Annotated in this window: 4 protein-coding genes; all 4 read right to left on the bottom strand. The window is 54.7% G+C overall.

From position 1 onward, the window contains the following. Positions 1–124 precede the first annotated feature (124 nt). The 4 genes from D3P08_RS12970 to D3P08_RS12955 all read right to left on the bottom strand — a co-directional run bounded on the left by D3P08_RS12970 (position 125) and on the right by D3P08_RS12955 (position 15,103). Positions 125–5,011, bottom strand: a complete 4,887-nt coding sequence (locus D3P08_RS12970) for a discoidin domain-containing protein (protein ID WP_119600117.1) — start codon at positions 5,009–5,011, stop codon at positions 125–127. Positions 5,012–5,044: 33 nt separating this feature from the next. Beyond that, complete coding sequence (locus D3P08_RS12965; RefSeq protein ID WP_119600116.1) at positions 5,045–8,989, bottom strand: family 20 glycosylhydrolase; 3,945 nt, start codon at positions 8,987–8,989, stop codon at positions 5,045–5,047. A gap of 123 nt (positions 8,990–9,112) precedes the next feature. After that, a complete protein-coding gene (locus tag D3P08_RS12960; RefSeq protein WP_119600115.1) occupies positions 9,113–13,996 on the bottom strand; it encodes an endo-alpha-N-acetylgalactosaminidase family protein in 4,884 nt (1,627 codons plus the stop codon). Between the two features lie 90 nt (positions 13,997–14,086). Further along, on the bottom strand, positions 14,087–15,103 hold the full coding sequence (locus tag D3P08_RS12955) for an S-layer homology domain-containing protein (protein WP_119600114.1): 1,017 nt from the start codon (positions 15,101–15,103) through the stop codon (positions 14,087–14,089). Between the last annotated feature and the right edge of the window lie 117 nt (positions 15,104–15,220).

Below are 15,220 nucleotides of genomic sequence, written 5' to 3'. Positions count from 1 at the left end.
CCTAACTGGACAAGACCATACATCCGACTGACCGCCTCTGCTGTAACGACGCTTTTTAAAACAGGCCTATGACGCCTTGCCTAGCCATCATAGACCTGTTAACGCTTCCTAATACGCCGTTCAATTACACATTCAATATTTTGCTTGCCAAATGCGCCAGATCCAGAATGTCAATTCGTCCGTCCTTCACAATATCCAAATGCGCGATTTGCGTCCAATCCGCGCTGGTCTCATCCTTGCCGTAATGAACCGCCAGAAGAGACAAGTCTCCGATGCTTATACGGCCGTCCTGATTGTTATCCCCAGGCGTAAAGACTGTAAATTCAATTTCCATGGCTGCTGCTTTCGCCTTCGTCTCTTGGCCGTCCGCATGACCAAGAATAACATCCGCAGCTTCAATTGTTCCTTTTGCGGCCGCCGCCAGCGCTTTCGCCTTGAAGCTAAGCTCCAATATTCGCGCGTCCCCGGTTACTGCGTGACCGGCGCCCTCGCTCGCCAGAATGAAGCGAAGCTTACCTGGCTCCTCCGCGATGGTCTCCACCAGCTGGACGCCCTCCATAACCGATTTCGCCGAGACAAACTCCATCAAGGAGGCGTCATAGTCGATAGTAACGTCCTGCGCATACGCGTCCTTGTTTAAGCCGTCTAAGCCGAAATAGACCTGGAAGCTCTCTCCCGTCCGAACAGCGCTTGGTCCCGTTAGTCGGGCATTAGGTTCTGTAGCGACCGGATTTGTCCGGAACACGGTAAACTCAGCGGCGGAAGCGAAATCGCCAACCCCTTGAACCGCTTCCAGCTTCACATAGGCTGCCTCCACAGGCGTGAAGTTGGCTTCCTTCAGCTTGTTGTTGCGGAGCCAATTGCCGCTGGACGCTTTCGTATATTGGACACCGTCGAGACTGGTGTACACCTGGTAAGCCGTAATTGTTCCATTGCTGGCCTCCGGTCTTGGCAAGTAGCCGATTTTGCTAACGGTGTACGTTCCGCCCAGGTCGACAATTAAAGACTGCGGGAGCGGATCGACGTTGAACCATCGGGTATGCCAATGCGTTTCCGGATTGCCGTCAAGCGCCAGACTTGCGTCATTAACGCCCGACTGCTCGCTCGTCGCCGATGCGGTCATCTGGCTTTGCGGAATTTCGATCAGTCCTGGCTGGCCGGTTACGGTCACCTCGCTTGTTGCCGTTAAGCCGCCCTCTTGCGTAGCCGCAGTGATAACCGCAGTCCCCTCACCTTTTGCGATAACCTTACCGCTGCTGTCCACGCTGGCGATACCAGGGTCGCTGCTAGACCAGATTACCGTCTTATTCGTTGCATCCGCCGGCTCGACCGTCGCGACCAGCGTAACCGGCTCGCCGAGAACTTGCAGGGAAAGCGCCGGTTGATCGATTGTAATGCCGGTAGGCGGCTGTGCTTCGCCTAACGAAATGCCGTAAAGCTTGAACTCCTTGAAGCTTGCTTTGAATCCGGCATCCGGCAGCCCCGTAATCGTAATTTTTGCGTACCGGCCCCGGCTGCCGAATTGATCCGTAATGACCTCGCCTATCGTCGAATTGTTCGTCCGGTCAACGACCGTAATCCAATTCGTACCGCCCGCTTCACGCACCTCAATTTTGTATTTGTACAGCTTATCGCTGTGCTCGAAGGCTACCTCCGAGGATTGAATCGAATACATCTCGCCCAGATCGACCGTCCATGTATGATTCGGAAGCGCGTCATTAGCCGACCATTTCGTTGCAGGATTGCCGTCATTTCCTGCGGAGGCCGGGTTCGCGGCTTCTTCGCTGTCAGCTGACGCCGGCTTGCCCTCCGAGATTAATTGCATGACTGGCGCAGCTTTTGGGGCTTCATAGACATCGAGCTCCGAGGCGGATACGAAGCCGCCGACAGCGGCGACCGCCTCCAGCTTCACGTAACGCGCGGTCAAGGCGTCAAACATGACGTATTTTTTCAGATTGTTCCGGATCCAGGAGCCCTCGGATATCTTCGTATAGGTTTGGCCGTCCGTGCTTACGTACAAGTTGTACGATGTGATCGTCCCGTTTCCGGCATCCGTGCGCGGCGCGTAACGGAATTGACTGATCGAATAAGGCTTGCCGAGATCAACAATGATCGATTGCGGCAGTTTATCCGATCCGTCCCACTTCGTATGCCATACGGAATTGGGATCGCCGTCAATTGCCTTGGCCGCTTCGGCACCCGGCTGGAAGCTTAACGCCGAAGCCTTCATCCCGTTTTTGGCAATGGCGGTTGGAGCCGGCTTCGTTAGATCTCGATAGACATTCACTTCGGAAGCGGCAGCCAAACCGCCAACCCCTTCCACCGCTTCGAGTTTGACATACAGCGCTTCCACCGTATCGAAAGCAGCTGACTTTTCCTGCTTATTCGCCGCCCATTCGCCGCTGCTCGCCAATGTATAAGCGATGCCGTCCGAGCTCGTATAGACGTTATACCGGGTAATCGTTCCGTCTGCGCCGCCGTACTGTCTCGGCATGTATTTCAGCTTATTTACCGGCTGCTTGAATCCGAGATGCAGTGTAATGGACTGCGGCAACGCAGCGGTTCCCGTTAACGGCGTGCTCCAGATCGATTCAAAGTTGCCGTCCAGGGCATTCGCGGCAGGCGCCCCTGTATCGGCGCTTGTCGCCGTCGCCATCATATCCCCTTGCGGAATGCGGCTGGGATCATTGTCTACTTGAGGGAGCTCGATCTTCACTTCCTCCAGAAGCGGCGTCGTATCCGCGACGAACCCGGATACTTTCAGTTCAAAGGCTTCGTCCGCAGGAAGGTCGGGCGTCTTCACATAGAGAATCCCGCCTTTGTCCGCCGCATCGTAGTACCAGCCGCCGACCGATGCTTCCCAAGCTGCCTTCGAAGCGGCTTTCGCGTATTCGCTTCCGTCTACAGTGACCGCATCGGGCTCATTCGGCATATGGACCATGAATTGGTTCGTACGCTTCGCAAGTTTGCCCGTGTAATCCCCAACGCTCGCCCCGACCTGTATGACAAGGTCGCCCGCTCCCTCCTCAGGCGCGATGGAGGTAATGGTTGTGGTCGCGAATTTGCCGTCGCGATGCTCCTTCGTATTTCCGTCATCCTCATACATCGTAAAGCTGGATGTCTTATACGGATAAATATCATACGTGATCGGATTCGGCGGCACCTGGCCGTCATACAGCGCCTCCGGGTACATCGGAATAATCGCCCCGCCCTTGACGAGGAGCGGCAGACGCTCGAGCGGCGCCTCATATTCATCCAGCATCTTGGAGCCGTAATGCTCCTCGCCGGTCCAGTAATCGATCCATTTGCCCTTCGGCAAGTAAATCCCGTTCCTTACGGTTGTATCCTGATAGACGGGCGCGACCAGGAACGATTCGCCGGACATGAATTGATATTGCGTCAACGTGCCCTTGGCATTCACATCGCTCGGGTACTCGTAGACCATCCCGCGCACCATCGGAACCCCGAATTCGTACGCTTCGTTCAAATACGTGTAGAAGTACGGGGTAAGCCGCTCGCGCAGCTTCAGTATGTCGCGATTGTAGCTCGTATAAGGCTCGCCCCATACCCACGGCTGTTTATCTCTCGCCGCCCAGCCGGACATATTAATCATCGTTGGCGTAAAGGCCTTCCACTGCAGATCGCGGACCTGGGTTTTGGCGCTTCCGCCGAAAATGCCGTCTACGTCGCTTGACGCATAAGGAATGCCGGATAGGCCGGCCCCGATATACGTCGGAATGTGGAACCGGATATATTCCCAGTTCCCTGCCTGATCCCCCGACCAGACGGTCGAGTACCGCTGCGTGCCCGCCCAGCCGCCGACCGACCAGACATAGCCGCGCGAATCCGAATTGTTTTCAATGCCTTCAAGCGCTTGCCTGCTTGCGTCAAGGGCGAAATCATAGCCAGGTCCGACCCAAGCCACATCCAGCTTCGCAAGTCTCGTGCCCGCCTCGCCGACCTCCTCCGCAATTCGGTCCACACCGTTTTGCGTCCATAATCCCGTACGGAAGCCCAGCTTTTCCAGCTCGTCAACGGTTTCCTTTAGCTGCGTATAACCGCAGCCATAACCGTCGTTCGGCAGAATCCACCCGCCTGGCATATCATAATCGCGGTACGTTTTGGCAATTCTGTCGATGACGTCCGTCGTCGTATCCGGCGGCTTGTTATAGCAGTTCGCGTCGCCAAGCCCCATCCCCCATCTCGGGATAAGCGTCGGTTTGCCGGTCAAGTCGGTATAGCCGTCCAAAATGTCCTTCATGCTGTCTCCGTAGAAATAATAAGCGTCGAACCGATTTTCTTGATGCGTCAAGCTCAGCGTGCTGTCGAAATCGTACGTGCCGTTCTGGAACGTGTTGCGCAGCACCCCATAACCTGCGGTGCTTAAGTAAAAGGGCGACGGATTGGACACCGTGCCGCTTCCCCAGTCCCCATAATTCGCAGCAATCGAAATTTTGCGGTCGCGGTGGTTGAAGAAGCCGTTCTGCATGCCGCCGCCATAAAAGTACTCCTCTTCGCCGCGCACAAGCTGCTGCGTGGCCGATGTGCCGTTATGCGTCAAGCTGGCCGCTTCTTCCCATACCACCGTTTCATTATCCTTCTGGTACATGGCGAACTTGAGCGGGCTTTTGTAAGCCCGCAATACAAATTCGCTTGTCTCCATCTTGTAATAATCGCCCTCATCCGACCAATCGACCTCCACCTGTCCGAAGTCATCGCTTACGACGATCGGCTCGGCAGGCTCCGGTCCGAATTTCCCGCTGAGCGTAGTGAAATTGCCCCCGACGCCGAGCCAGATGCGAACCATATCTTCCCGGTTGAAGATGACCCGCACCTTATCGCTGCCGGCCGTAATCGTGAAGGTTTTGTCGTCCGTCTTTTCAAATTTGGTAATCGCGCCGACCGAAGCCGCTTCCGCTCTATCCGCGTGCAGCAGATAGAAAGAGAAGAGCGTTAACACGATGGCTAATGAGGCTGCCGTGATCGCCGATGCATGCTTGAACGTTCTCAATTTAATTCCCCCTATTCCCGCTTATTTGAGCTGTCATCCCATAATGGATTGGGCTATCGCCGCCAGGTCGCTCAGGTCAATCTTGCCGTCCATATTGACATCGGCATGCTTCACGCTGTTCCAATCCGCATCCTGCTCCGACTTGCCGTAGTTCGCGGCGACAATCGCCAGGTCGCCGATGCTGACGCGGTTATCCCCGTTCACGTCCGGATTCGGCTCTCCCGGTACGATAGAGATCGTGACCGTCGAAGCGGCCGCTTTCTCCTCCGCACCGTCGCTATACCCAAGATTCGCGTCCGCAACGGTAATAGTGCCCGATTCAGCTTGCCTCAGCGGCTTCGCCGTGAACGTAAGCTCCATAACCTCCGTGTCGCCGCTGACGCCATTGGTCTCGCCTTGGCTTGCCAGGACTAGACGAAGAGCTCCGGCCGAAGCTTTGCTCTCCACGAGAGATACGCCGTCTGGCAGCGACTTGGCAGAGACGAATTTCATCAGAGCCGAGTCGTATTGAACCAGCAGATCCTGCGCGTATGCCGCCCTCTCGAGATTTTGCAGGCCGAGTCGGACCTTGAACGGTTCTCCCGCCTTCACGCTGACCGGCGCAACGAGCGCAGTGGCTGGCCCTTCGTCGTTTTTGGCAAGAACGGTTACTTGACTGACCGCCGTAAAGCCGCCCGATTCGGTTGTGGCGCTGATCTCCGCAGTGCCCGCGCTGACAGCGGTAACGATGGCCTTGCCGTCCACCACCTCGACCTTCGCCTTCGCTTCGTCGCCGCTTGCCCAGATGACGGCTTTGTTCGTCGCGCCGCCCGGCAGCACGCGCGCGATAAGCTCCGCGCTTTCGCCCTCTTGTAAGACGATGGCCGGTTTGTTCAGCTCAATGCCGGTTACCGGCACTTCCGCCACGTTATTCGAGTAATGGAAGTCGTCGAATACGGCGACTGTCGGTCCGAACACTCTGGCGCCCATTTGCCCGGCTTGGTTCGGCAGCGACGCGATCGCTCCTTCATAATAAGTCGTTCCGTTCACAACCAGCGTAATATGCGATCCCTCGAACTTCACTTTGACGGTGGAGGTCGCGCCTTTCTTCAATTGCGCGCCCACGTTGTTCGTCATCCGTCCGTAGCTGTCTTGGGCATTCACCCAATACCAAGCCCCGTTGTCATACCCGACGGATGCCCACTCTCCTTCATTCACATAGCGGAAAATTAATCCGGCGCGAATGCCATCGGTTTGCGGCGTTATCCTAAATTCGATTTCGCCGTCCTTCAGGACAGGAGAGCTTTGATCCACGAACACGTTGCTCGTATTATTAGCGCTTAACTGAACCGAATGCTCGTTCGCGTTCGACGGCGATGCGGTCAGTGACTTCGTCCCGGCAGCGCCAATGGGGTGAATCCAGTTGTCCAGATTCTGATCCTCGAAGGTCTCCGAATACCGCACCGGCTCGGGGACCGGCACCGGCTCGTATGGATTCGGCGCATACACCTCGAATTCGTATAACGAGTAACCGTAGGTGCTCGAACGCTTCGTGCCTAGCATCCGCACAAACTTCGCCCGTTCCGTCGGGAATTTAATCGTCTCGACGCCTCCGACGCCTGCAGTCGTCGCATAGACGTCCGTCCAGCGCTGCCCGTCTTCCGAAACTTGAAGCTTGTAGCCTTTGGCATAGGCTCCTTCCCACTTCAGAACAACTTTGCTTATGTCCTGCCGCTCGCCAAGGTCAACCGTGATCCACTCGTTGTCCGTATGCGCGGACGACCAGCGAGAGCTGCTGGACACTGCTCCGTCAACGGCCAGACCGGGCTGGAACGCGCTCGCCTCCACCGAGGATGCCGTCGCCGATTTATTGAATGCGAGATTCATGGTCCAAGGCGGCGAACCTGCTTCCGCTGCTATTTCATTGCCGTTCAGCAGACGATCGTACACCTTGACCTCGTCGATCATTCCTTGAGGCGCATTCGATTCGCTGCCGATTCTTGCAACGGGGAGCAGCGTATTATCGGCCAATTTGCCCTTCAGCTCGCCATCCATGAAAAAGGACGTGCCGCTTAGGTCGCTTTGGAACGCGACATGCACCCATCGGCCAGCTGGGACGGCTGTCTCGAACCTATAATCGAAGCCTTCGCGCGAGAAGCCCGCGTACGGGGTGCCCTTTTGCTTCAGCTTCAAGGCGCCGAACTCGGATTCCATAAGCACAATTTCATCGGACTGCGAATCCGTATCAAGCTTCACCCAAGCGCTGGCCGTCCATGGGAAGCCCTTCGTCATAAGCTCCGTTGCGAGATGGTCGCTCGGTCCATCGAACACAAGCGCTCCTCCGGCCTTCCCTTCATTCGTCCAAGCCGCCCCGCTCAAGCGGCCGTCGTAAGCGTTGGCGGACAAATCCGCGGCCGTATCTCCGCTTCCCTCATCCAACGAATAATGAACGACGAGATCCCCGGCCGAAGTTACGTCATGGAACAGATTGGAGCCCGGGCCTGTTCCGAGCAGGTCGCTAAGACGCTCAAACTCGGCAAAGGTCGAATCCGTGGATTGGCCTCTCCACATCTTCTCCGCCATTACCGGCGCTGCCTCGAAGAAGCGGTCGTGTACGTCTGAAGCGCTAACCTTTTTGCCGAGCATGTCATTCCAAATCGCGAACATGCCGCCCAATAAATTCGGCTCATCCGGATTCAGCTGTGAGCTTCCGCCGACAAAGGCGGGCGTCCAATTGTTGAACAGCCATTGCTTATTCAAATAGTCATAGTAATAACCGGCCTTCGGCACGATGTAGAGATAAGCATCCAGCGTGTTAATGACCTTGAACCCTTCGGCTACCGAAGTGACCGGATTTTGCCAGCCGCTGTTCCAGGCATGAACGATTATATCCTTATCCACTTCCGTTGTGCCGGGGAATGCATTCAGACTGCCCCACATTCTCGCCTTTTTCCCTTTGGACTTGAAATGGTCGTTCATGATGTTCAGAAATTCCCGGTAAACCTCGTAGGTCGAACGGTCGTTGGGAGCGAATTCATCCGCCCCGAAGTGCACCGTGTCCGTATCGAACCAGCCGCCGTCCAAGTACTCATCCCAAACGTCCTTAATGAAGGCGATCGCTTCCGGATTCGTAATATCCAGATGGTCCACCGGCATGTCGTCCCGGACCAGATCAGGTCTGAGCTTAGTCAGAGACAGCGCATGGCTTGGCGTATCGATCTCCGGCGTAATCGTCAAGCCGCGGACATTCGCCAGGTCCTGAAGCTCGCGGAATTCCTGCTTCGTATAATGGCCGTCCTTCGCCGTCAGTTCCGGATATTTGACGCTTTCCAGGCGAAAGGCCTCGTATTTGCTCCAATGCGCCCTGCTGTTATCCTTGAATATTTCGTTGTCGTTCAAATGAATCTGGAAATCGTTCAGTTTGTAGTAGGACATAATCTTGACATATTCCTTGAGGTCGCTCATCGGGATAAACTTACGGCCGACATCGAGCATGAAGCCGCGTTCCTCATACTGTGGGAAATCCTTCGCCGTCCCCTTGGCGATGCTGTCCTTCTCCGCGTCCTGCTCGAGAATTTGCAGCGCCGTTCGAGTTCCGTAGAACACGCCGGTCTGCGTGTTCGCGCGAATGGCCACATAATCGCCAGCCTCGAAGAGATAGCCCTCCTCGCCGATCGAAGGGTCCTCGGTACCGGTGAGGGTCAAATAGAAATCGCCGCTCTTCGGCGTTTCGCCGCTCACAACCGGGAGATTCTGCCCTGTAATCTCAATCAGATCCTTCTGGAACAGCTCCGCGGTCGCCTTCAGCTCCGTGCCGCCGGCATATACGATACGAGATGTATCATTGATCGTATAGGCGCCCGTTCCGCCCGTCCATTGCTGCAAGCTTGGAATAACTTTAGGTTTTGCATTGACAACGCCGTCCGCAGAGGCCGCTTGTAAAGAGACCACGCTGCATAGCATGGCTAATATGCAAAATAAACTCACTGTTTTTTTCAACCTCAAACGCCTTCTTTCGTTAGAAATTGGCAAAAAGAAAGACTAGGCGCATTATGCAATGTTCATCACATCGTGTGCCTAGTCTCATGCTGAGATCTTTCCTATATGCCGGCCGGATTTAGCTTAAACCATTTTTCTTGCTACAAACACAAGGTCGGCGAGGTCAACTTGGCCGTCTCTGTTCACATCGGCAATCTTCGCCTCGTTCCAATCCGGGCTTTGATCCGTCTTGCCATAATGTGCCGCGATCATCGCGAGGTCGCCGATGCTCACTCGGTCATCCCCGTTCAGATCGCCCGAGCTCACTGCTGGCGTGATCTCAACCAAGCTGCTGACAAGCGCAGGCGTTGATTCTTCGCCTAGCCCGGTAGAGATTTCGGCTAAAGCAACCGCGATTGAACCGCTCGCTTTGTCCGCAACGTTTCTGGCCTTGAACGTCAGCTTCACTACATCCGGGTTGCCTGTAACCGAGTTGCCCTGGCCTTGGCTTGCCGCAACGATATGAACGGTGCCATCCTCTGCGGCGGAAGGTTCCAGAATGGCTACCCCTGAAATTAACGATTCCATCGCCACGAATTCCATTACGCTTTCGTCATAGTCGACCGCATATCGCTGAGCGTAAATATTTTGTTCGATATGACGCAGACCGAGCGTTACGGCGAACTCTTGACCGGAGACGACCGCTGCCGGGGCCGCGAGAGAAGTGGACGGATCGGGATCAGCCTCGTCACCCGCAACTCGGAATACTTGAAGCTCCGCCGCCGACGCGAAGTTGCCCACGCCGGCCGTCGCTTCCAGTCGCAAATGGGTGGCAGGAGTACCGGCGAACCGCAGCTTTTTGACGCTAGCGTCTCCTTCCCAAGCGCCGCTGGCCACAAGCGTAAATTCGGTTCCGTTGGTGCTCGCGTACAGGTTATAACTCGTAATGATGCCGTTTTGACCGCTTGTTCTTGGCGTGTAATTCAATTGATTCACGACATAGGAACCGCCCAGGTCCAGCGTGATGCTGTCCGGCAATTGCGTCGAGTACCATGGCGTGTGCCACATGGTAGCCGGGTCTCCGTCAAGCGCCTTGGACGGCTCGTCGCCCGGGTGGAAGCTTGTAGCTGACGCAGTCATTTGAGACTGTGGAATTTGTTCGTTTGGCTCATACACGTTCAGGGTTGCCGTTGCCGTTATTCCGCTGGCATCCTTTGCGGCTGCTGTAATGACAGCGGTCCCCGTTGCGAGAGCCGTTACTTTACCGTCACGGTCTACGCTCACAACCTCAGGATTGCTGGACGTCCATTGTAAAGAACGGTCATAAGCATTGGCCGGCTCAACGCGCGCACTGATGACGGCCGATTGCCCTTTGTTCATATCCAAAGTTTTTGGCGAGAGCGTGATCCGGTCAACCAGAACGCCTTCTTCCGGCTCGATCCGGCCTTCGTCGTTCACGCGAATATTGTCCAATACGAGCGTACCCGTCAATTCCTTTTGATTATTGTTGAAGTTCTTCACAATCTCTAAGTATGCGTCCTTCGCGCCGTCTGTAGCGAAGCTCAAATCCAGCGTATGTTTCCCTTCCGCCAAATCCTCCTTCGCGAGCTCGCGTACCGCGCCGTTCTCATTAACCCGAACGGCTGCGCTGTACATGCCTGCTTGATCGGAATTGTAATCCATGGTCAGGTTGTACCTGTGATCCTCTTCCAAACGAAGCGTGTGCGGCAGCGTCCGCAGCCAATTGCCGACACCCTCCTCATTCGTTTTCAGCGACCATTTCCCGTCCAGCACATAGGTGAAATATTGCTTGGACGAATCCTCCGCTTTTTCAACCAGATGCGTTCGTACCGGACCGGACCGGGAATAGACAAACGGTCCCCAGCCTTCGTCCACATTCTCGAAGTCCTCGAACAAGACCGACTCGCCTGCGTCGGTCTTCGACGGATTCTCCCATACTCTTACGTCGTCAAACAGGACGGCTGCGTCTCCTTCCGCCACCTTCAGGATGAGCAGCGCTGTATCGCTCTTGGCGTCGAATGACACCTTGATGCGCTGGAAAGCCTTTCCGTAATATTTGTGCTGCTGGCTGAAGTACCCCAGCTCCGTGTTGTCCAGGTGGTTCGCGACCTCTTCATCGCCTTGCCGAACGGCGATTTCAGCCTCCCGCTTGCCGTCGATGCTGACCCACACGGACGCCGTATAGGTTTTGCCCGCTTCAAGGCCCGTCATCTCTTGCGTAATCGTTGCGTCTGCCGGTCCCGTTACTTTCAATTGGTCGTCCGCATTGCTGTTTTTCACAAATGAAATACGATTCGTTGCAGACGCAGATGAGGCTTTAGACCAATAATTGAAGCCTTGGCTGTCAAAGCCGATATCCTTCACAGGGCTTCCTTCACCCCAGACCATTGCCGGCTGAACAGGAGCCGTATCCGGGTACAGCACATATCCGATGCCGGCCTCGGCATGCAGCGTCACTTGATCATTGATTACTTGAACATCGGCAACCCATTCACGTCCAAGATCTGTCAGCTTATATAGCTTCGCCGTCTCTACTTCATTCCAAGAGGCTGGAACCGTCCATGTGGTTGCGCCGCCGGCCGGATTCCAGTGGTAGATCTTATCCTCCGTATGAGGATCCCATGGAATGAAGACTGTGCTATTGGTGACTTGATCACTGTCCGTCATAACGGCGATATCATGTCCGTCCTTGCTTAAGTGAATTTTCCCGTCAGCTTGGCGCTCCACCTTGACATGATTGTCGAACAGAATGCGGTCCGTCTCCATCTTCAAAATATCGAAATTCTGCATGTACTTTGTCGGCAAATTGTGGTTGAAGAAGGTGGAAGTCATCGCTTTGTAGCTGTTGGATTCCGGATTGCCCTGCCAATAGCCGACCCCGGCCTGCTGCATCCCCTTGAGGAGAGGAGTCGACAAGAAGCCGTCGGTTTGCGAATTGCGGAGGAACCGGACGATTTTGCTGTCATTCCCCTTATTCGGATAAGCCGGATCCGTCCCCCAATGCACCCAAGCCGCCTGCTCAAAAATCGGACCCGCGTATTCCGTACCGAGCATCCAGCCGCGTTCGTTAATATACTCCGCCAGCTTCTTCGCGTTATAGTCCGCCCCGGAGTAAACATCGACATAGACAAAGCTCAGATTATCGCCTGTATCATCCTTCAGCATTTGAAGGCGCCGCTCAAGCTCCCCGGATTCCACATCCTTCGTTTTGTTCACATAGTAAGCCTGATCCAGCCACCCCCAGCCTTTGCTTAAAGGAAGGACCATATTTTCGTGCTTGTACTGGAACGCATCCGTCATATATTCCGTGGCGTTAATATGAACGCCGCCGTAAATGTTATATTTTTTGCCTTCCTCCAGCACAAAGTTAAAGTCTTCCTTGCCGCCTTGGCGTATGCCGATATGGCCGCCGTAATCCGGATGGGAATCGTCATGGCCTTCCGCTTGGTACCCCTTGAACAATACGAGCTGGCCAAATCCGTCCGTCAAATTCGATATTTTTTTCGCGTTATCGAATGCGCGCAGAAATGGCGAAGTGGTTGTTGAGCCGATGTTCATGCTGATGTACGAGAAGCTTTTGTTAATCAAATCGCTGCCGTACGGCGCTTCGGCCACTTCACGGTATGCGACCGCGCCATCCTGCCAGTCGATGATTTCATCGTCGTTCGCATCCGGCGTTAATACGACTGTCGCCCTCGGTAAAGCCTCCGGCTCCAGAACGGTATTGTTCCGATAGATCCATGTCCCCCCGGAGACGGATGCTTTCTTATTATTCAGCACCGGGTCATTCGCCACTTTCACGCGGACTTTATCGAATCCGTTCACGACATTCGTGATGACGGTTGCCGCCAGCTTATCGTTATTAAGGAAGGCGTATGTGCGCCCGGCGTTAACATCCGCCGCCCCCTGCGCAAGATCCTTGTACTCCTCTTGAACGGGAACCCAGTCGCCCGTTATCCATGCCGCCGTCTCATGCGCTTTCGGCTCGGCAGCGTGAACGGATATGAAGTCATGGTTAGGGAACTCAATCGTTCTAACCTTCTCCGTGCCCTCCTCAAGAAGATTGACCATTTCGAAGGTTAGCTCGTTATCCTGAACCGACAGCTTTGCTTCAAGCGTCACGGCAATTTCGGGTATTTCGAGCGTATACTCGGCTGCTCTCCCGTCTGCAGACTTCCGGTAGGAGGCGGCAGTCGGATAATAGGAAACCTGATTGATTTTCACTTCATTAAGACCGTTCATCTGTCCCTGCATTTCCGCATTGCCGCTTTTCCATATGTACTTCTGCACGCGCGGAAACTCTTGGTCAATGACAACGCTCATACGCTCGGACTCGATGGTGTCCGTTACGGTAATCGGTTTGGCGACTGGCTCTGCAATCTCGACCTCCGACACCTTCACATCGTCGATGGTAATGGTCTTATTGTTGAACCAGCTGCGCAGACCTATCTTTCCTTCACCCATAAGCACAGTCGGCAAGCTTGCGTTTAACACGCTAACGCCGTCGATCCACAGCTGAACGTTGTCGCCCGCATAACGAAGCTTGAAGGTATACGTTCTGCCTGCTTCGAAGGTCGGACTGTTCGCCGATGTCAGGTTGCCGTAAGTCTCGGATCCGTTTTGGACCGAGTCCCAGCCCCACCCGCTCACATCGTACTGAATGACGTTGTAATTGTTGCTGTCTGCATAGCGGTACACAAGGCCGAACCGGCTTGGTGCCGCCGCGAACTTCAGCTTCACTTCGTATTCCCCGTCGGCAAGGCTTGGAGAGGCCGTATCCGCAAGGATGACAGCGCCTGTCGTTACCGCTTTGACGGTTCCGTTATCCGGAGTAATCGTTGCTGTTCCTTTGGCTGCCGTCCAGCCCGTAATGTCATTGTCATGATAGTCCTTGAAGTAGACTTCGCCTCCGCCTTCAGCCGCGAATAGCGGCGCAGCCGGCATCATCAGCTGCACCCCCAGCGCCATCGCCGCAAGAAGACTTATTGCCTTCAATCGTGTTCTCAAAACGCCAACCTCCCTCGTTTTTGCTTGCTAGCACGCTTCGGCCTTGTTTCTCCCCTCCTCCCCATGGTTTCATCGCCGCGGCAGCTGGTTTTAGTCAATGACGGCCAGCAATCTTTTGATTACAACGGCCGATTCCGCTCTCGTCGCGTTTTCCTTCGGCGCAAATGTCGTCGTTGTTCTTCCCTTCATTAAACCGGAGGAAATCGTATACCCGACGGATTGCTTCGCCCATTCGCTGATTTTGTTCTTGTCGGTGAATGAATCAATGGAGCCTGCCGTAAGGCTGTTGATGTTCACGCCGTCCGCATAAGCTTTCGCTCTCATCAGCATGGCCGTCATCTCTTCGCGGGTAATCTTTTTTTCCGGGGCAAAGGAAGCGCTGGAAACGCCATTGATAATGCCGGCCGAATAGGCTCTCTTTACGGAGTCCGCATACCAGGCGCCGGACTTTACGTCCTTGAACGGCATCGCGCCTGTACCCGCTTTAAGCTTCAGCGCGCGGGCGATCAACGTCGCGAATTGCGCTCTCGTCACCTGGCTATCCGGAGCAAAACGCTCCTTGTCTACTCCCTCTACCACACCGTGAGATACCATCTCCATAATGTCGTCTTTGGCCCAGTGCTTGACGACGTCCTTGAACAGCTTCGTAAATGTCGTTATTGTATTCGGCGTGAAGGTTTGATCCTTCAAATCGCTGTCGAGCAGTCTCATGGAAGTCCACTTCACGTTGGAGGAGCCCGCTTTTTTGGCTTTAAAAGTGATTGTCGTAATATCCAAGCTGCCTTTTTCGCCGCTCACCTTCCCGATTTTGGTATGGGCAATCGTAACGACGTTATCTTTGATAACCGGCTGAACGGAAAAGCCCTTAATGGCGGTTTCCGCTTTTACGACTTCCAATTTGGCAGGATCGAACTCGAACTTGGCTTCATACGCGTACATATCTTGAATCTGACTGCCATGCAAGGTGATGGTGAACAATTCCTCCGGCGTTTCCTTCTCCGAAGTCCGCAAGGAGAAATCCGACAGCTTCTCTGCGCTGACCGCCGCCATCCAGACCATACTGCACAGCATACAAATCATCGTGCTCAGCAACCATTTACGTTTCATCCTAGTACCCACCCTTCTTCAAATTGAAAACGTTTCCAAGACTAGAAAAGACGAAAACGAATTCGTCACCTACAACGAGCGTGTACCCTCACAATCCCGAAGGAAAGTGAGGGTACA

It is taken from the genome of Paenibacillus nanensis (assembly GCF_003583765.1).
In the GTDB taxonomy this organism is placed as follows: domain Bacteria; phylum Bacillota; class Bacilli; order Paenibacillales; family Paenibacillaceae; genus Pristimantibacillus; species Pristimantibacillus nanensis.
This window is presented reverse-complemented; position numbering and strand designations above follow the sequence as displayed.

Excerpts from the sequence above, each read along its gene's own strand:
- D3P08_RS12955 (WP_119600114.1), bottom strand. The coding sequence starts at position 15,103 with ATGAAACGTAAATGGTTGCTGAGCACGATGATTTGTATGCTGTGCAGT.